This is a genomic window from Colwellia sp. BRX10-1 (assembly GCF_014077545.1).
Classification (GTDB): Bacteria; Pseudomonadota; Gammaproteobacteria; order Enterobacterales; family Alteromonadaceae; genus Colwellia_A.
On record NZ_JACGWC010000006.1, the window covers coordinates 119,182 to 139,671 of the forward strand.

12 protein-coding genes are annotated in these 20,490 nt (G+C 38.3%); 7 read left to right on the forward strand and 5 right to left on the reverse strand.

Going from position 1 to position 20,490, the window contains the following annotated elements; all coding sequences use genetic code 11:
* Positions 1-205: 205 nt before the first annotated feature.
* Positions 206-1,993, reverse strand: coding sequence for a PhoX family phosphatase (locus H4J75_RS07585; RefSeq protein WP_182221779.1), 1,788 nt, complete (start codon positions 1,991-1,993; stop codon positions 206-208).
* Between the two features lie 174 nt (positions 1,994-2,167).
* On the opposite strand from H4J75_RS07585, the gene H4J75_RS07590 reads away from it, so the two are divergent.
* The 7 genes from H4J75_RS07590 (at position 2,168) to H4J75_RS07620 (ending at position 14,286) form a co-directional block, all read left to right on the forward strand.
* Positions 2,168-3,814 (forward strand): hypothetical protein, encoded by a 1,647-nt coding sequence (locus H4J75_RS07590; protein ID WP_182221780.1) that lies wholly within the window; start codon positions 2,168-2,170, stop codon positions 3,812-3,814.
* A 536-nt stretch (positions 3,815-4,350) separates the two neighbouring features.
* The gene (pdhR, locus tag H4J75_RS07595) at positions 4,351-5,112 is read left to right on the forward strand and encodes a pyruvate dehydrogenase complex transcriptional repressor PdhR (RefSeq protein ID WP_157471132.1); all 762 of its coding nucleotides are present in this window, start codon (positions 4,351-4,353) and stop codon (positions 5,110-5,112) included.
* 297 nt (positions 5,113-5,409) lie between these two features.
* Positions 5,410-8,097, forward strand: coding sequence for a pyruvate dehydrogenase (acetyl-transferring), homodimeric type (aceE, locus tag H4J75_RS07600; RefSeq protein WP_182213654.1), 2,688 nt, complete (start codon positions 5,410-5,412; stop codon positions 8,095-8,097).
* A 19-nt stretch (positions 8,098-8,116) separates the two neighbouring features.
* Positions 8,117-9,784, forward strand: a complete 1,668-nt coding sequence (gene aceF, locus H4J75_RS07605; RefSeq protein WP_182221781.1) for a dihydrolipoyllysine-residue acetyltransferase — start codon at positions 8,117-8,119, stop codon at positions 9,782-9,784.
* Between the two features lie 212 nt (positions 9,785-9,996).
* Complete coding sequence (lpdA, locus tag H4J75_RS07610) at positions 9,997-11,430, forward strand: dihydrolipoyl dehydrogenase (protein WP_070375807.1); 1,434 nt, start codon at positions 9,997-9,999, stop codon at positions 11,428-11,430.
* A 378-nt stretch (positions 11,431-11,808) separates the two neighbouring features.
* The gene (locus tag H4J75_RS07615; protein WP_182213651.1) at positions 11,809-13,761 is read left to right on the forward strand and encodes a S9 family peptidase; all 1,953 of its coding nucleotides are present in this window, start codon (positions 11,809-11,811) and stop codon (positions 13,759-13,761) included.
* A gap of 183 nt (positions 13,762-13,944) precedes the next feature.
* Positions 13,945-14,286 carry a hypothetical protein gene (locus H4J75_RS07620; RefSeq protein WP_182221782.1) on the forward strand — a complete coding sequence of 114 codons (342 nt, stop codon included), beginning with the start codon at positions 13,945-13,947 and terminating at the stop codon, positions 14,284-14,286.
* 248 nt (positions 14,287-14,534) lie between these two features.
* On the opposite strand, the gene H4J75_RS07625 is transcribed toward H4J75_RS07620, so the two are convergent.
* The 4 genes from H4J75_RS07625 to H4J75_RS07640 form a co-directional block, all read right to left on the reverse strand.
* Complete coding sequence (locus H4J75_RS07625; RefSeq protein ID WP_182221783.1) at positions 14,535-17,342, reverse strand: bifunctional aconitate hydratase 2/2-methylisocitrate dehydratase; 2,808 nt, start codon at positions 17,340-17,342, stop codon at positions 14,535-14,537.
* Between the two features lie 334 nt (positions 17,343-17,676).
* Positions 17,677-17,970 carry a hypothetical protein gene (locus H4J75_RS07630; RefSeq protein WP_182221784.1) on the reverse strand — a complete coding sequence of 98 codons (294 nt, stop codon included), beginning with the start codon at positions 17,968-17,970 and terminating at the stop codon, positions 17,677-17,679.
* A gap of 700 nt (positions 17,971-18,670) precedes the next feature.
* The gene (locus H4J75_RS07635; protein WP_182213643.1) at positions 18,671-19,234 is read right to left on the reverse strand and encodes a YSC84-related protein; all 564 of its coding nucleotides are present in this window, start codon (positions 19,232-19,234) and stop codon (positions 18,671-18,673) included.
* Between the two features lie 110 nt (positions 19,235-19,344).
* Positions 19,345-20,244 carry a MipA/OmpV family protein gene (locus H4J75_RS07640; RefSeq protein ID WP_182213641.1) on the reverse strand — a complete coding sequence of 300 codons (900 nt, stop codon included), beginning with the start codon at positions 20,242-20,244 and terminating at the stop codon, positions 19,345-19,347.
* Positions 20,245-20,490 lie beyond the last annotated feature (246 nt).

The window sequence follows — 20,490 nt, forward strand, 5'->3', positions numbered from 1 at the left end:
GCATTTACTTAGCATTTACTTGCTATGGTTTAGTCAATATTTAGTGAGTGTTTTGTATTGCTAAGTCATTTCTTAATGCTGAAATTAAACCAACCCCTAACGCTTGCTACCGAGCGGCAAACCGCCTTATATTTGTATCATTTTTATGTAAAAAAAAGCCCAGACATGCTGGGCTTTATCAATATTAACGCTAAATTTTTAAAGGTTATTCACCTTTTGGGTTATAAATCCACAGGGCGTTGTTAACATGCTTACTGGTGTCTTCACCAATTAAAACACGACCATCATCCATCACCGCTAAATTATCAGGGTTGGATATACCATTAACATCGCATTTGTTGCCATTGGCATCGCCGTCTGAATTATAAGCGCCACCGACAACGACTGGTTCCATGCGATTAACGTTAAAGTCTGTTTGGACACCAAAGCGATATACCGCGCCACAGTAAGCTGATGAATCAAGCTGAATATCACCTTCATTATCAACCATACCTTTTCCTACTTCAGACATAGCAACATACATGTAAGGTACGGCACCACTGGCAACACCATCATAATTAATCACCACACCTTCCATTTTACGAAATTCAGTGGTCGCGCCTTTGGCTTTAGCTGCTCGTAACGTTTCTAAAAATGCGTAACGGTCGTCGCCAGCTCCATTTATTGCCCAATCATCTATTTCTGTTTGAGTGATATAGCTGGTTTCACCTTCAATATAATCAGCTTCAGTAATACCGTTATATGAATTTATCCAGGTTTTTATTTCGGTATTATTACTGCTACCTAACTCAATCCACTGAATATCAAAGCCGGCTTTTGCTGGCGCACTTGTTGCGTCTTGCGTTAATTTAGCGGCATATAAAGTGCCGGCGCTTAAATCGCCTGCGTTAGTGGCAACAAATTTATAAAAGGCTTTATTTGAACCATCATCAGTGGTGTAAACTGTTTTCCAATCAGGCATTACCACCGAATTTTCATGGGCAACACGACCTAAGGTAAAATGCTTTACTGGCGTTGGGCTCGTTGAAGTTGGGTCTGTAATTTCAACTATATAGCCGTAATCATAGGGGTTGGGTAATGTTGAACTTGCTAAATAGCTTTGTAAGTTTTTAACATCTGGGTAGCTAGGATAGCCATCTAAGTAAGCGGTGTTATTCCATTGCTCGGTATTTTCAGCTTCGTAGTTTTCTTCTGACGTTAAAGGGGTATTCCATGGTGATAGCGTACCAAAACAATTAATGATTGTGCCTAATACCGCTGAAAAATCAACGTTAATCGCATCACCTATTGTCCAAGTTCCACTGTCTTCTTTAGATAGTTCTATACGGCTCATTGCACCTGGGCGATCTTCCCATGCGGTGAATAAAAAACCTGTGTCACCACTGGCAGAAGTTGGAACGAAGGCATTAAAATCAGGATCTTGAGATTGCTTAATCTTAGTGGCTTGATCAGCACTAGCAATCGCGCCTAAACCATGAGGCAATTGGTTATTCAAGGTATCACCCGCTTGCCCCAAAACTTGGTAGGTTCCGGCAACGACCCGTACTGCCATTTTTTCTGTATCGGTTGTTGGCACTGATAAACTCTCAGTCATAGGGTCAAGCGTACCCCAGTCAAATCCCGTTACTACGCCAACTTTTGCTGGTGTTTCGTTACCTGACAGATCTGAAGGGTGTTGTACATTAAAGAAAAGTTCATCGTTATCCGTTAAAAACATACCCGTAATTTCTGCACCTACTGGCACGGTTGCTAAGCGGGTTAGTTTTGCTGCAGCTGTCAGGTTTTGCCCATTAGCCCCATCACTCCCGTTAGCGCCATCAGTACCATCAGCACCGTTGACACCATCATTGCCATTGCTACCATCTAATCCAATGACCCCATTAGAACCGTTTGTACCATTTTTACCGTCATCACCACCACACGCTGTTAACATTGACGAACCGAGAATCACTGCTATGAGTGTCGCTATTTTTCTTTTTTTTAGATTCAGCATTTTATCTTCCTAGAGTTATGTGTAAAAACGCTATTAAAGTAATATCGGGGTGTGACATTTAGGTGACGTCTTTTTGACTTTATTGTTAAGAAAATATGAAAGTGCGCTTCAAATAACTGTAATAAAAGCCTTGTATAATTTACTGAATATATAAATGAGGGGCTATTAAAGCTTATGAAAAATTACGTATTAATATTTAGTTTACTAGTGACGATTTCCTTTATTGGTTTTTCGAGTTTATCAAAAAGTGAAAAAATGACTCAGGGCTTATTACCCGAAGTAGACATGAGTGAAATAATCACGCCAACAGCGAATGGCAGCATTAATGAAGAAGCACCTATTCCATCGCAGTGTTACACCAAAACTGCAGGGAGTAACAATCCCTGTTACACCTGCCATCAAACCTATAGCCATACTGAAACTGATAGTTACCGCAATAATTTACGTAATGACGGGGTTAATCAGGGTCTTTACAATTTTTCGGATGAAGGTGAAGGTAATAGCTGGAAAAACTTATTTGTTAACCGCGAATCCTGGATAGCAAAAATATCTGATGAACAAATAGCACAATACATAGATCAAGATAACTACAGTCAATTGTCGACGACATTAAAAGATAATAACTGGCAAGGTTTTATTCCCGACTTGGAAAACTATAATTTAGCCGGTGAAGCCTTTAATGATAAAGGTATTGCTAAAGATGGCACAGGTTGGGTGGCGTTTAATTACAAACCCTTTCCGGGAACCTTTTGGCCAACGAATGGCGCCACAGATGATGTATTAATTCGCTTATCAGCAGAGTTTAGGCAACTTAATGGCGAATATAATGAAGATGTCTATTTAATTAATCTTTCGTTAGTTGAAATGAGTATTAAGGCTTTACCACAAATAGATATTTTCCCAGCCGATGAAGTAAAGCTTAATAGCGACTTAAATATAGATGGTCAATTCACCAGACAAGTTGAATTATTGTTAGCTCAAGAATACTTTGTTGGCGATGCCAAGCAGATTAAAGTGCCTCGTCAACAATACCCGGTTAACACCGAAATTATGCATTCAGTTCGTTATGTTGGGGTTGATACAAAGGGTGAAACCACTATTCCGCAACGGATGAAAGAGTTGCGCTATATGACTAAAACGCAATTATTAAATGACTCGGCAATAGACAGTGCTTATCGGCGAGAGCGAAAAGAGAAACTTGATGAACAATTACCCAGTTATATCCGTGTTAAAGACCGTGGTTTTAATAACAAATTTGGCTGGCTTATTCAAGGCTACATAGAAGATTATAATGGTGAGTTACGACCTCAGTCTTATGAAGAAACTTTCTACTGCATGGGTTGTCACTCCGCTATAGGTACCACGATTGATCAAACGTTTGCTTTTCCAAGAAAAGTAACTGGACGAGCAGGTTGGGGCTATATCAATTTAAAAGGCATGAAAGATGCACCATCGAAAGGACAGCAAGAGGGAGAAATTTTACAATATCTGCAAATTAATGGTGGCGGTAATGAGTTTCGAGAAAACATGGAAATGCACAGCAAGTGGTATAAAAAAGATGGCTCTGTTGATAAGGAGAAAGTAAAGCAAGCGGATGTTTATGCGTTAATTACCCCGTCCAAGCAACGTGCTTATGCGATGAATAAAGCCTATACCCAAATTGTCAGAACGCAGAGTTTTATTCATGGCCGCGATGTCAATATTACGCCTGCAATTAACGTTCATAAGACGATCGATGAATCAGTTGCACCATTAGAGCCAGAGCATCGAGTAGAAGGGTGGGATATTCGTTTAGATTGGTCAGATAAAGCTATAAATTAAAAAATAGTCCTATAATTCATTATTGTTTTGTGTCGCTTAAATTGACTTTTAATTAATGGAAACTCACCTTTGTAAAGGGCTATTTTATTTAACATCTAGCCCTTTTATAAGAGTTAAGCGTAATTTATAGCGGGCTTTTCAATAATTTTTATAATGTTTTTTTTGATCTGTTATCGAATCTCAATGCGTATAAAACTAAAACTAACCAGATAAAATAATTTAGCTTAATGACCACCTTGTTGGTTGAATAGTGTTCGATATAAGGCTTTTATTTGAGTTATTGTGTTAGCTATTCAAACAGTTGTTTGGAGTTTGAGCTCTAAAATAGTACTTGGAAAATCAGCCTAGCTGATCTATCTTCTCTTTACAAAATGTGTTTTTTTTGGTATTTTTACACCACTTTTTTGATTGGTAAGACCAATTTACCTCTTGGTTTTTTAGAAGATTTACAAAGAAAGTTTAATCACTTTTTAGTTTTATCTAACTCTAGGCCAATAAAACTATAGGTTAAGCTGTTAGTTATGACATTGTCAGGTATCCAAAAGCCAGTTAAGCAAGCAAAATTGTCGGATGTAATTTTACGACAATTAGAAGCCTTGATTCTTGAAGGTAGCTTGCAAGCAGGTGAAAAATTACCACCTGAACGAGAGTTAGCAAAACAATTTGATGTTTCTCGACCCTCATTACGCGAAGCTATTCAAAAGTTAGAAGCTAAAGGCTTAGTAAATCGTCGCCAAGGTGGTGGCACATTTGTTAGTGACCAAATTTTATCAGGCTTGTCTGATCCGTTATTTGAGTTAATGTCGAAAAGTAAAGAGTCGCAATTTGATCTCTTAGAGTTTCGTCATGGTATTGAAGGTATGTCGTCATATTATGCGGCGATGCGAGGCACGGAAAATGATTTTGCTGAAATACAGAAAAAGCATGACGGTATCGGCAATGCCCAGTTAGAAAATGATTTACGTTTAGAGGCTGAAGCTATATTCGACTTTTATCTTGCTATATGTGCTGCGTCACACAATGCGGTCACCCTGCACTTAGCGCGAAGTATGTCGAGTTTGTTGATTGATAATATTGAGCAAAATCTTACTGTTTTAGCTAAGCGCCCAGATATATTTGCGCAAATGGCTGAATTTAGAAAACGCTTGTTAGACGCAATTATTAGTGGTCAGCCACAAAAAGCTTGGGGGGCAAGCCACCGTCACCTCGCTTTTATAGAAGAAGTGCTACTAAAAATGTCACAAGAAGATAGTCGCATGGAAAGATCAATGCGCAGAATGCAACGTAGTGAATATTAATAGCTATTACGTTGCAAAATAAAATTTAGAAAATAACTGTTTAACGTTAATCAAAGCATGTAAATATGCAAAAGTTGACTATCTTTAAACACAGAAATTTAACTTATAGCTATCATAATTTAAGATGTTGAAGTTTAGTGTGAGTGCAAAATTATAGATACAAGGCATTCGTTTGCAGCAATGGTTCGCTATTGCAACAATGAGTAACGCCGTAGTGCTAGTTTTGAAACGCAATAAACCTGCATATAGAGTAATGATGACTATATATACTTACTAACTATTGGAAACTAAGTAATTATGTCTGAGCTCCCAAAAATTGATTTAGATTCATTGGAAACCCAAGAGTGGTTGGAATCTATGGATTCTATTCTGGAAAATGAAGGTCCAGATCGTGCACATTTCATTTTAGAAAAACTTATTGACCGCGCTCGTCGCAGTGGCACACATTTACCTTTTGAAGCAAAAACAGCTTATGTAAATACCATACCTCCTGGGCAAGAGCCTAATATGCCAGGTGATCAAACGATTGAAGCACGCATTCGTGCAGCTATTCGTTGGAACGCTTTAGTGCTGGTACTTCGTGCGTCGAAAAAAGATTTAGACTTAGGTGGACATATAGGCAGTTTTGCTTCTTCTGCGATGTTATACGATGTCGGTTTTAATCACTTCTTCAGAGCGGCTTCTGAAAAAGACGGTGGTGACTTTATTTTCGCACAAGGACATATCTCTCCAGGTATTTATGCGCGTGCCTTTATGGAAGGTCGTTTAACTGAATCTCAAATGGATAACTTTCGTCAAGAATGTGATGGTAAAGGGTTATCTTCTTATCCTCATCCTCATTTGATGAAAGATTTCTGGCAGTTCCCAACTGTTTCTATGGGGCTAGGTCCATTACAAGCAATTTATACTGCGCGTTTTCTTAAATATTTAACCGATCGTGGTATCAAAGATTGTTCAGCACAACGCGTTTACTGTTATTTAGGTGATGGCGAGACCGATGAGCCAGAATCATTAGGTGCTATTGGTTTAGCTTCGCGTGAAGGTTTAGATAACTTAACATTTGTTATTAACTGTAACTTACAGCGTTTAGATGGCCCTGTTCGTGGTAATGGCAAAATTATTCAAGAGCTTGAAGGTACTTTCCGTGGCGCTGGCTGGGAAGTCGTTAAAGTTATTTGGGGTTCTTACTGGGATGCCCTTATTGCCCGTGACACTTCAGGTAAACTTTTACAACTTATGGAAGAAACGGTTGACGGTGAATACCAAAACTGTAAAGCCAAGGGTGGTAAATATACCCGTGAGAACTTTTTCAATAAATACCCTGAGACAGCGGCATTGGTTGCCAATATGTCTGATGAAGATATTTATCGTTTGAATCGTGGTGGCCATGATCCTGTTAAAGTTTACGCCGCTTATAAAAAAGCGATAGAAACTAAAGGTCGTCCAACTGTCATTCTAGCAAAAACAGTAAAAGGTTTTGGTTTAGGTGCCTCAGGCGAAGCATTGAATGTTGCTCATAACGTGAAGAAAATGGATGTTGAGTCTATTAAGCTTTACCGTGATCGTTTCAATATGCCGATCAATGATGATGAAATTGCTGATTTGCCTTTCTATCGATTCCCTGAAGACAGCGAAGAGTTCAAGTACATGAAAGCGCGTCGTGAAGCGTTAGGGGGTTCTTTACCTGCTCGTCGTGTACAAGCAGATGAAACGTTAGAAATCCCATCTCTTAAAGTCTTTGACGCAATATTGAAAGGCTCTGGTGATCGTGAAGTTTCTTCAACAATGACCTTTGTTCGTGTATTGAATGCACTATTAAAAGATAAAAAAATAGGCAAGCGTATCGTGCCTATTATCCCTGATGAAGCGCGTACTTTTGGTATGGAAGGTTTATTCCGCCAAGTGGGTATTTACGCAAACGAAGGGCAAAAATACATTCCTCAAGATGCTGATCAAGTTGCTTATTATCGTGAAGATAAAAAAGGTCAGGTTTTACAAGAAGGTATTAATGAATTAGGTGCTATGGCGTCTTGGGTTGCAGCGGGTACGTCTTACTCTACTTGTAATGCGACAACAATCCCATTTTACATCTACTACTCTATGTTTGGTTTCCAACGTGTTGGTGACTTAGCTTGGGCAGCAGGTGATAGCCAAGCAAAAGGCTTTTTACTAGGCGCTACTGCCGGTCGAACAACCTTGAATGGTGAAGGTTTACAACATCAAGATGGTCACTCACATGTGCAAGCAGGTTTGATCCCTAATTGTGTGACGTACGATCCTACTTATGGTTATGAAATATCGGTTATTGTGCGTGAAGGTTTACGTCGCATGTATGAAGAAAATGAAAATATTTTCTTTTACTTAACCTTGATGAACGAAAACTATAAACATCCGGCGATGCCTGAAAATAAAAATGTTGAAGAGCAAATAATTAAAGGTATTTACAAGCTTGAAACGGTAGCAGCGAAGAAAGCTTCGAAAAAACCAAAAGTTAACGTGCAGTTGATGGGCTCAGGCACTATCTTGGAAAAGGTACGTGAAGCGGCACAAATTTTAAGTGCTGATTACGGTATTTCAAGTGATGTTTACTCAGTAACTTCATTCAATGAATTAGCCCGTGACGGTCAAGATGTTGCACGCTGGAATATGCTTCACCCAGAAAGTAAGCAAAAACAAGCGTACATTTCTAACGTTATTACCAAAGAAAATGGTCCTGCAATTGCAGCAACTGATTATATTAAAAACTATTCAGAGCAAGTGCGTGCCTACATAGACACCGAATACCGCTGTTTAGGTACCGATGGTTTTGGTCGCAGTGACAGTCGCGCTAATTTACGTACTCACTTTGAAGTGAATGCTGCTTATATTGTTGTTGCGGCGTTATTTGAGTTAGCTAACCGTGGTGATGTTGAGCGTTCAGTAGTTACTGAAGCGATTAAACGCTTTGATATTGATACTGAAAAACTTAACCCACTTTACGCATAAGCAGACTAGGAGAATTAATATGTCAGATAGTCAAAAAATTCTAGTCCCTGATGTTGGTGGCGACGAAGTAGAAATTATTGAAATTTGTTTTGCTGTTGGCGATTCAATCGAAGCAGACGAAGGAATTGTTACCGTTGAAACTGATAAGGCATCAATGGATATCCCGGCACCATTTGCTGGAAAGTTATCAGCATTATTGGTCAGTGTTGGCGATAAAATTAAAGAAGGTGATGTGATTGCTGAAATGACATCATCGCAAGCAGCACCTGAAACGGCTGAAACTACAGACGAAGCGCCAGCAGAAGCTGTAGAAGAAACTGTTGCAGAAGTTGAGTCAACTCCTGCACCTGCTGAGGCTCCAGCTAAAGCGGCGGTATCAGCACAAAGTGAAATTATTGATATTGCAGTTCCTGATATTGGTGAAGACGGTGAAGTTGAAATTATCGACGTTTTAGTGAGTGTTGGTGATGTTATTGAAGTTGAAGATGGTTTAATCACCTTAGAAACAGATAAAGCTACAATGGACGTGCCTTCGTCACATGCGGGTACCGTTAAAGAAGTATTGGTTAGCGTTGGTGGCAAAGTAAAGCAGGGCGCTATTGTTATTAAGCTTGAAACATCAAGTGGCTCACCGGTTGAGGTCGCTGCTCCTGCTCCTGTTGCTGAAGAAGTTGCTGAAGCACCGAAAGCTAAACCCGCACCACAAAAGGCTGCTCCTGTTCCGCATCACCCACAAGCGGGTAAAGTGGCTTCATCGGGCAGTATCTATACTTCGCCATCGATTCGCCGTATTGCACGTGAATATGGTGTTGATTTAACCTTAGTTAAAGGAACGGGCAGAAAAAATCGTATTTTAAAAGAAGACGTACAGTCTTACGTGAAATACGAACTGTCTCGACCTAAAGCTAACGCGGGTAGCTCTGTTGCTGCGGGTGAGGGTGGATTACAGGTCGTCAGTGCTAAGGCTATCGATTTCTCGAAATTTGGCGAAATTGAAACGAAAGCACTTACGCGTATTCAAAAAATATCAGGTCCATTTCTTCATCGTAATTGGGTAACTATTCCACATGTTACTCAATTTGATGAAGCTGATATCACTAATGTTGAAGCGTTTCGTAAAGAACAAAATGTTATTTGTGAAAAGAAAAAGCTAGGCTTTAAGATCACGCCATTAGTCTTTATTTTAAAAGCGGTTGCTGATGCTTTACGTGAATTCCCTGCGTTTAACTCAAGTTTGAGTGAAGACGGAGAAAGCTTAATTCTCAAGAAATACATTCACATCGGTGTTGCTGTTGATACGCCTAATGGTTTAGTCGTCCCGGTAGTACGTGATGTCGACCAAAAAGGTATTCATCAACTCTCTCGTGAACTTCTAGAAATTAGCATGAAAGCACGAGATGGCAAATTGAAAGCGACCGATATGCAAGGTGGATGTTTTACTATTTCTAGTCTTGGTGGTATTGGTGGTACAGCATTCACGCCGATTGTTAATGCTCCAGAAGTGGCAATTTTAGGTGTTTCAAAATCAGAAATAAAACCTAAGTGGAATGGTAAGGATTTTGAGCCTAAACTTATGTTGCCATTATCAATGTCGTACGACCATCGTGTTATTGACGGTGCCTTAGCCGCGCGCTTTACGGTACACTTAGCCAGTGTAATGTCTGATATTCGTCAATTGATCTTATAATTGATAGAGTCTTTGACGCTAAGATAAAAGTGAGCAGGCAGAAGTGCCTCTCACTTTTTACTACTTTGGTCAAAGAAGGTGCGATTAAAGATGGTACTTTGGTAGGAGTTTAAGTAAAATTCCGCCCAGTAAAGTATAAATAATATTATATTTGTGGCTTTCCATATTGGCAAAGCGATAAATGACAAAACAACAAGTTAATTGAGGTAAACATGAGTAACGAAATTAAAACTCAAGTAGTAGTATTAGGTTCAGGCCCTGGTGGTTATTCAGCGGCATTCCGTGCTGCAGATTTAGGTTTAGATGTAGTCTTAATTGAAAGCCGAAAAACATTAGGTGGTGTTTGTTTGAATGTGGGTTGTATCCCATCAAAAGCATTACTTCATGTTGCTAAAGTTATTGATGATGCAGCTGCAATGGCTTCACACGGGGTTACTTTTGGTAAGCCTGAAATTAATTTAGATAAAATTCGTGACTGGAAAGATAGCGTAGTCTCTCAACTTACTGGCGGCTTAGGTGGAATGTCTAAAGCGCGTAAAGTGACTACAGTTTATGGTTACGGCAAGTTCACTTCAGATAAAACCATTGAAGTTGAAGGCAATGACGGCGAGAAAACGACGGTTACTTTTGATAATGCTATTATCGCCGCTGGTTCTTCTGTTATCGATTTACCTTTTATTCCAAATGATGACCCACGCGTTATTGATTCAACAGGCGCTTTAGAACTTCATGACATTCCTGATGAAATGTTAGTATTGGGTGGTGGTATTATCGGTCTAGAAATGGGTACGGTATACAGAGCTTTAGGCGCTAATGTTTCAGTGGTTGAATTTGCTGATCAATTAGTACCAGCTGCAGATAAAGACATTGTTAAAATTTATACTAATTTCAACAAGAAAAACTTCAACATTATGTTATCTACTAAAGTGGTTGCAGTTGAAGCTAAAGTTGACGGTTTGTATGTGACTTTTGAAGGTAAAAAAGCACCAGCAGAACCGGTACGTTACGACAAAATTTTAGTGGCTGTTGGCCGTAAGCCAAATGGTCATTTAGTTGCTGCTGACAAAGCAGGTGTTAACGTTGATGAACGTGGTTTTATCAATGTAACGAATGAACTACGTACTAACGTTCCACATATTTTTGCTATTGGTGATGTTGTTGGTCAACCTATGCTTGCACATAAAGCGGTTCATGAAGCGCATTGTGCAGCAGAAGTTATCTCAGGTAAGAAACATACCTTTGAACCACGTTGTATCCCTTCTGTTGCTTACACTGATCCTGAAATGGCTTGGACTGGCGTAACAGAGACTGAAGCTAAAGAGCAAGGTTTAAACATTGAAGTCGCTAACTTCCCTTGGGCGGCTTCTGGTCGTGCTATCGCTTCTGGCCGTACTGAAGGTAAAACTAAGTTAATCTTTGAAAAAGAAACGGGCCGTATTCTTGGTGGTGCCATTGTTGGTATCAACGCAGGCGAAATGTTGGGCGAAATTTGTTTAGCCGTTGAAATGGGTGCTGATGCAGAAGACATAGGCTTAACCATTCATGCTCATCCAACATTAAATGAATCTATTGGCTTAGCGGCTGAAATTTTTGAAGGTTCAATTACTGATTTACCTAATGCAAAAGCGGTAAAGAAAAAGAAATAATCATTGTTTTTAAGTAAACGATAAACTTGCATTTATGCTGAAATGCCATTCACTATTGATAGTGAATGGCATTTTTTATGGCTTATTGTTTTAGTTAGCGCTTAATCTTTACTGAACTAAGTACCTAAGCCCCAATTCACCAACGCTATTTAGTGAGAGTCAGCGATATACTTTATTACCTTCCTTTTTTGATCATTATTATCAGTCATCTTTTTTTCAATGACCCACGTCGTTATTAGTTTGGATCGACCTGAATTATAAATATGGCAAGTTTACTGGCAATTTTGTAAATAATTTGTAAAGATATAGGTAAATGATTTTTATCGTATCATCGATAATGACAACTACCGCTAATCAACAAGTCGCTAGGATGCAGTAATGAAAAAAATAATAATCACTATTCTATTGCTCAGCGTGACCTTCTTAAGTCATGCAGAAAAACAAACGTTAACCTACAAGGAGTTTGGTCACTTACCTATAATTCAAGAACCTACCGTATCACCAGATGGTAAACATATTGCTGGGATATTTAACAGTGAAGATGGTCCGTCGGTTGTGATGAGTGACTTTGGCTCAAATAGCATTATAAAACTTGTTAGCCTTAAAAAGTCTAAAGACAGAATAGACTCGGTTATGTGGGCAAATAATGAACGTTTGTTGGTATCGTCGAGTTACTCTAAAAAGCAATGGGGTGATAGATTTCGAGTTAATCGATTATTTTCGGTTAACATTGACGGCAGTAAGTTGGTTGAATTAAATCGTGCAGCAAACCTTCGCAGTTTAACGGGTGCAGAAATCGCTATGTATGATTTAAACAGCTCTCAACAAGTTGTTTCGTTATTAAAAGCAGAAAAAGAATTTGTATTATTGCAGATGTACTCTCCTAAAGATAAAGGACAATCTGTCTATAAAGTTAATATTTATGAAAATAAATTTGAAAAGTTATTCGTTAATAAATATGACGTTTATAGTTGGGTTGCCAATAAAGCGGGTGATGTCGTATTGGGTGTAGGGTCTGACGATTATGACAGTACTATTACGAATATATGGTACAGAAAAGACAATAATGATGAGTGGAAGTTATTACACTCTAAAAAGGCGTTCGAAGGTGAAACTTTTTCTCCTATCTTAGTTAGTGATGATAAGGCGATTGTTATCTCTGATCACAAGTTACACAGAGACGCACTTTGGCAATATGATATTAAGTCGGGAGCCTACGATAAGCTATTATATGCTAATGATAACTATGATGTAGAAGGTGCTATTTTTAATGCGGATAGAAATGAAGTTATTGGTGCTATTTATTTCGAGCACTACCGTAAGAATCATTTTTTTACTGATGCTGACACTGAAATCTATAACATTGTAAAAAATAGTTTCAAGCAATACCAAGCCAGTATTTATAGTATGAGCAAAGATAAAAAGAAAATCTTAGTAGCTGCTCAGCGAGATAATTCACCCCCTAAGTTTTTTTGGTTAGATTTAGCTAAAAAATCAGGTGGTTTTTGGATCAGTCAATACCCCTATTTAGAAGGTAAGTCGCTGGCTAGTGTTCAACCGTTTCAATTTGAAGCATCTGATGGTATGTCATTGCACGGGTATTTAACGTTGCCAACAACGCCAATGAGTAATAATAAAAAACCACCCTTGATTATTCACCCTCATGGCGGTCCACAATCAAGAGATTACCAATACTTTAGTCCGTTTGTGCAATACTTTGCCAGTAAAGGTTATGCCGTACTGCAAGTTAACTTTCGTGGCTCCACTGGCTTTAGTAACGCTTATCAAACCGCTGGCTACCAACAGTGGGGAAAACGTATGCAAGATGATATTTATGAGGCGATAGACTGGTTAGCTGAGACCGAACTGGTTGATACTAATAATAGCTGTATTGTTGGCGCTAGCTACGGCGGTTATGTGGCATTAACGGCTGCATTTCAAAGGCCCAAGCAATTTAAATGTATTGCCAGTATCGCTGGGATTGGTGACTTACTTGAGTTAGCAAAAGATGAATACAGATACGAATCTAAACGACCTTTTATTGATAAAACCATTGGTAACCCAACGGACGATAAAATTATTGCCAGTCTTAAAGCGACTTCTGCAATTAACTATCTTAAACAGATCAAAGCACCGATATTATTGATTCATGGTAAACATGATACTCAGGTAAGGTTTAGCCAATCTGACGATTTTTATGATGCGGCTAAAGACGCTGATTTAGATATCGATTTTGTTGAGTTTGCTAATGGTACACATTATCTCGATGAAAATGAAAATCGCATAGAAGCATTTAAGGTGGTGGGTGAATTCTTAGAAAAGCACTTGTAAATGCTTGACTAACCTCATATAAAAACCAGCATTTTTGCTGGTTTTTATGTTTAGGAACCGTGAACTGTCTCAGCACCATCGCCATACCTTGGCAGCTATGTTGTCTCAGCATTAGTACATTTTTGGTTGTCGATGGTAGAGTACAGCTGCTTTATACTATAAATTATTATTTGAAAAGGACTTATGATGCGTTTATTTACTTTAGCTATTACTTGTTTTGCTCTATCTGCTTGTACCAACATTGTTTCTGAAAACGGAGCTTCACAATGGGATTTTGATCACAATATTCAGTTTGAACAAACAAAACTCTCTGACAATAAATATCACTTAGTGGTTAACCCTAAGTCTGATACTCATTTTGATAAGCTGGCTACTTTTATGATGAGACAGTCTTACGAGATTTGTGGCACTTATGGTTTTACCATTGAAGTGTTAAAAGGTATTGAAAAGTTTGATGACAGAAAGTCGTTTCCAAATTTAATTATGCCTTCGTTATCTGCTAATATTGAATGCGCTAGTCAGTAGAAGCATTTCTGTTCAATGTAAACTTCTCTCACGTGCTCACTTAATTACAGACCCAGTTAAGTGAGGATAGTCCTTGCATGGCTGTGCCATTTTTAATAACTAGAAGATTAAAATAAAAAAGGATTACTTATTTTAGTTGATAGTAAGTTTTACCTCACTCAACCAAAATAAATAACCCTTATATTTCTAAGTCTATTTTAATGTATCGCTTAAAATAGAGTCCCTTATTAAGGACTCTATATCGGTGATTACATTACTGTAATAGGTACTGCTTGAGCAGTATACTTAGTCGTCATCTCATGCGTAGGAGGAGCAAATCGAGTTAAGTCGATACCCTCTACTGCTGACTTGTACTCTTCGATTGTTGGGAAACGACCAAGCATCGTTGAAAGTACAACTAACGGTGTAGAGCCAAGTAACGATTCGCCTTTTTTCTCAGCAGTATCTGCTACAACACGACCTTGGAATAAACGTGTTGATGTTGCAATAACCGTGTCACCAGGTTCAGCTTTTTCTTGGTTACCCATACATAAGTTACAGCCTGGGCGTTCAAGGTACATGATGTTTTCGTACTTAGTACGTGCAGCATTTTTAGGTACAGCATCGTCAAATTCGAAGCCTGAATATTTTTGTAAAATCTCCCAATCGCCTTCAGCTTTAAGCTCATCAACAATATTGTAAGTTGGTGGTGCAACAACTAATGGAGCTTTAAATTCTATCTTGTTACCTTGTGCTTCCATATTACGGAACATTTGAGCGATAATTTGCATATCACCTTTGTGAACCATACAAGAACCAACAAAACCTAGGTCAACTGATTTATCAGCGTAGTATGAAACAGGGCGAATAACATCATGAGTGTAACGTTTAGAAGCATCGTCGTTGTTTACATCTGGATCAGCAATCATTGGCTGGTCGATAATATCTAAATCAATTACTACTTCTGCGTAGTATTTAGCATTTTCATCTGGTGCTAATGCTGGCGTAGTGCCTGATTTTATTCCTTCGATACGTTGGTCAGCTAAGGCGATTAAACCGTTAAGTGTTTTCGCTTCGTTTTCCATACCCTTGTTGATCATTATCTGGATACGGCTCTTAGCAAGCTCAAGTGATTGAATTAGTGTTTCATCTTCAGAAATACAGATTGAGGCTTTTGCCTTCATTTCTGCAGACCAATCAGTAAAGGTAAATGCTTGGTCAGCTAATAATGTACCGATATGCACTTCAATGATACGACCTTGGAAGACATTTTCGCCATCAAATTGCTTAAGCATTTGCGCTTGAGTAGAATGAACTACATCACGGAAATCCATGTGGCCTTGCATCTTGCCTTTAAAAGTAACTTTTACAGACTCAGGGATTGGCATAGCCGATTCACCTGTGGCAAGTGCGATTGCTACTGTACCCGAGTCAGCACCAAAGGCTACACCTTTAGACATACGAGTATGCGAGTCACCACCAATGATGATTGCGCGATCGTCTACGGTAATATCATTTAATACTTTATGAATAACATCAGTCATTGCATGGTAAACGCCTTTCGGGTCACGTGCAGTAATAAGACCGAACTTGTTCATGAATGCCATTAATTTAGGAATGTTAGCTTTAGCTTTGCTATCCCAAACTGACGCTGTATGACAACCTGATTGGTATGCACCGTCTACTAGTGGAGAAATAGTAGATGCTGCCATCGCTTCAAGCTCTTGACATGTCATAGGACCTGTTGTGTCTTGAGAACCAACAATGTTAACTTTAACGCGAACATCTGAGCCTGCATGTAATGGTGTGTTCGATGTTACACCAACAGCATTGTTATTAAATATTTTTTCAACGGCGGTTAAACCTTGACCTTCATGAGAAATTTCTTTTGAAGTGGCATATACAGGTGGTGTTGCTACGCCAAGTGTTTCAGCTGCGAACGTTTGTAATTTCTTACCAAATGTTACCGCGTAAGAACCGCCAGCTTTCATGAATTCTACTTTCTGTGGTGTAAAGGCTGAAGATATATCCGCAAGCTCTTTGTCACCGTTGTATAATTTTTTCGCTTTGGTATCGATAGTTAATACGGTACCAGTCGCTACAGAATAAGCTTCCTCTAAAACTGCATCACCATTTGCATCAACAACGGCGTTGCCACTTGCATCGACTTTCTTAACCCAGTTTTTAAGGTCAAGACCAATACCGCCAGTTACATCAACGGTTGTTAAGAAGATTGGAGAAATACCATTAGTACCCGCAACTATAGGCGCAATGTTAATAAACGGTACGTATGGACTTGCTTGTTTACCTGCCAATAGTGCAACGTTGTTAACACCCGACATACGAGATGAACCAACACCCATAGTGCCTTTTTCAGCGATAAGCATGACTTTCGCTTTAGGGTACTTAACTTGTAATGCTTTAATTTCTGCTTGAGCTTCTGGAGTGCTCATGCATTGGCCATGTAATTCACGGTCAGCACGTGAATGTGCTTGATGACCTGGAGATAATAAATCAGTTGAGATATCACCTTCACCGGCAATATAAGTGACTATTTCAACTTTTGCTTCAACTTCAGGTAACTTAGTGAAAAATTCAGCTTGAGCGTAGCTTTCTAAAATATCTTTCGCCAGTGCATTGCCTGCTTTAAATGCAGCTTCAAGACGTGCTGTATCAGCGTCATATAAAAATACTTGAGTTTTTAAAACTTCTGCTGCTGGTTTTGCTACTGCTGCGTCATCAGATAATGCTAAATCAAGAAGTACTTCAATTGAAGGGCCGCCTTTCATATGAGATAACAATTCAAAAGCGAACGTTGGGGTAATTTCTGCGACAACTGACTGAGCTAGAATAATTTCTTTTAAAAATTCAGCTTTTACACCTGCAGCACTGGTTGTGCCTGGTAAAGTGTTATAAATGAAAAAGTTAAGTGAATCTTCGCGATGCTCATTTGCAGAATCTTTAATTTGAGCAATGATTTCTGATAATAGATCAGCAGAATCAATGGGTAGAGGAGCTAATCCTAGCTCATTCTTACGATTTTCAATTTCTTTAATGTACTCTAAATATAGACTCATTTAAAACTCTCTCTAGTTCTAATGGGCTAATAACATTATCATCATTAGCAAGGAAAAATTTTGCTTATAGTTTACCTGATTTTTGAGCTACTACGAATCATTTGATTAAATAAGTACTATTCACCGCAGTGATAACTAATAGAAAGTCTAGTTGTAGTAGTTATTTTGGTATTGTTGTGCGTTGATAATATTGTAAAAGTGAGGTGAATTTCACTCTCAGTCGAAAGGTTTACTTTGCGATATACAGCACAACTGCTCATATTATAACCTAAGTATAGATTGGGCATGGTCATTTATCGATGCTTTTTAGCTGCTACGGTTGGTTAATCTTTTATTAATGGCCTAACTTTTTAAGGACATTTTTCATATGCCTTTTAAAGTTTTTCTCATCTTTTGATAAACCACAGTTAAATTGTGATGTCGTTTTGCCTTGAAGGCCAATAACTGATAAATCTTCAGTTAACGTACAAGTACCGTTATCACCTTTTTTGACACTAAAGCCATTCCCCACCTGACTAGCTGTTGAGCCAATCTTCTTCTTTTGTGTATCTTCAACAAAAGAGTGCGGAACATAACTCGGTGTACCATGCATTAACGAGCCTGTATTAGGTTTAGCGAAGTTTTGCATGGCTTGGTCGATTATTTGCTGATTAATTTTATCTTTAAGGCGAGATAAATTTTGGGAAGTTGTGTGGTGTTTTACCTCTTCAGGCTGTTGTTTTTTTAGCGGAGCAGTTATCGCTTTTATTAAAGGACTTGATGGTTTAATTTCTATCTTTTGCTGTGCAACGTCTTTAATGGCTAATTTTTTTTGTGCTACTTTTTTCTGTTCACTATCAACGGAAATGACTTTTTCTTGTTTATTTTCAATCGGTTTATAATAGATAAAACTATTAATAGGTACTATTTTTGGTGTTTTGGTGAAATTATCGATCGGTTTGTCTTTCGTATTACTTAACAGTAAAACAACAAAAATATGGAAAATAATAGAGAAAAAAATAGCAAACTTATAACCTTGTATTGTAAACCTCCTTGTAAATACCGTTTTTATATACCTGTTTACGTTATTGATTTTAATAAAAGCACTTATTATTAAACATTCAAGTTAACGACTTATTACTCGGCTAAATAGACCATAGATAAAAAGGTAAGTTCATCTTCTTGATGGTTTTTATAATTAAGTGGAATTTAGCCAGAGTTAAGGTTGTCCATCAACCGAAGTTAATTTATGTTGATTTTCCCTTAAAGCGCACAAGGTTTATTTACATATTGTGCACTTTACATCAATAACAGATTTAACTAAGGATAATGACTACTGAGTTGGGCTGTTAATTAAGCTTACTGTCCTGCCAAAACTTAGTGCCTTTTATTGTTGCCTGCAGGGCTAAGCCATTTTCAGTAAAAGTGTAGACAGTTACATCACCGTAATACATTTCTCCTTCAACTGAACCGCCTTTATCACCCGCTTTTGCAGCGGCATCAACATTACCACCAAAGCTCCAACCTTGATTAACAAAATCATTCATTGCTTGTGCCGTATGAAATACCATAACAATACGGTAATCTTTAACACCAAGACCAAGGCCTATACCACCTTCAGCCATATTCATATAAGTATATTTAGCTGAATTATTACTTTTAACAACACCATAGCCTGTACCAGCTGCCATAAATATTAAATTGATATTAGCATTCGAAAAGACAGCATAACCTGCCGCTGAATTAATTTGGCTACGGGTATCTGGTTTATTAGCAAAAAGTTGGTTAAGCACCGTATCTTTCATCGTTATAATTTCTTGCTGTTGTTCTGCTTTACTACCATCTCCCATTGAAGCACAAGCAACCAAGGTTAAGCTAAGCATTAAAGAGAACAATTTTTTAATTGAGAACATCGTTTTTTTCCTTTTGTAATTGATTATCTACAGTTTAGAGCAGTGTTAACTTTTTTATAAGTCAATTTAATCAATAGTAGCTATTTGTTTTAGTGTCATTGAAAGGTTTGTTACCAACTCGCTTTTTTGTCACTTTCGTATAAGCGCCAAACAAAGCCAATACCGACGCTGTAAGTAATGTCTTCTTCATAAAGAGGACTATTCTGGTTGGCTGCACCTTGATGAAATTGTGCTGAGCCAGTGATAAATGCGCGGATATTTTTTCGTATGGGTAATGACAGACCCATAGAAAGTTCGGCGCCCAAATAGCCTCCTTTGGCATTATATTGTTGGCGATTGCTATTGGCGAATTTGCGATCAACCTGATAAAAGTAATCTTGTAATTTTTCAGTCGCAAAAGTTAAGCTAAAAGCGATATTTAAGCCTACTTCTTTAAAAATTGCACCACGCTGTTGGTATGAAATGGTTGGCTCTATAACAAAACCACGATCGTCGATGCGATCAAAATCAGTAGAAAATACCGCTCTTGCTTGCAAGCGAGCTTTGAGTCTTGCATCTCCACCTTGTGAAAATTTATAGTCTTTAATGCGATAAATTAATTGTGGCCCTATTTCAAATAAGAAGTCTAATTCAGGCATACCAGCTCGAGATGTATTGTCATCACTGTCGGCAGAGAATGCACCGCCAAAGGAGAGGTCTAATTCAAAATCACTTGTTTCAACAACAACTGCACGCATGCCATCACCACCCCCAACCCGAAATACATCGCCCCGATAAACGACATAGGGCGCGGCTAATGCAATAAAATTTCGCTCGCTTGATGCCGGGTAATTAGCGACTTCTATAGCGCCACCACCAAGTCCAAACTCCCATAAAGGCTGACTTTCGTTGATGTTCTCAAAGCCAGTTAGCCCGCGAACAGGGGACTCGTCTTTGTCATTAGCAATAACGGGCGATACGAAGATAACAGCAGTAAAAATCGCTAAAAAATACAGTTTTATAAAAGACATTCAACAACCTTGTTAGTAATAAAAACTTTATATATTAATCGTAAACCATAGTGTGCGGTGATTAAAACTATTTTAATTATTTTAGTGGTAGGTGTTTAATGTCGATACTGAAAAAAAATGTTCGTTCGATAGATAGCGTTTCTGTGGCGACTTAATAAATAATTCAAAATATTTTTTACGGATAAAATTCTTATACTTGCTAGTAATCATAACTCGTTACAATTGAATGTTTAATAACCCTCAAAA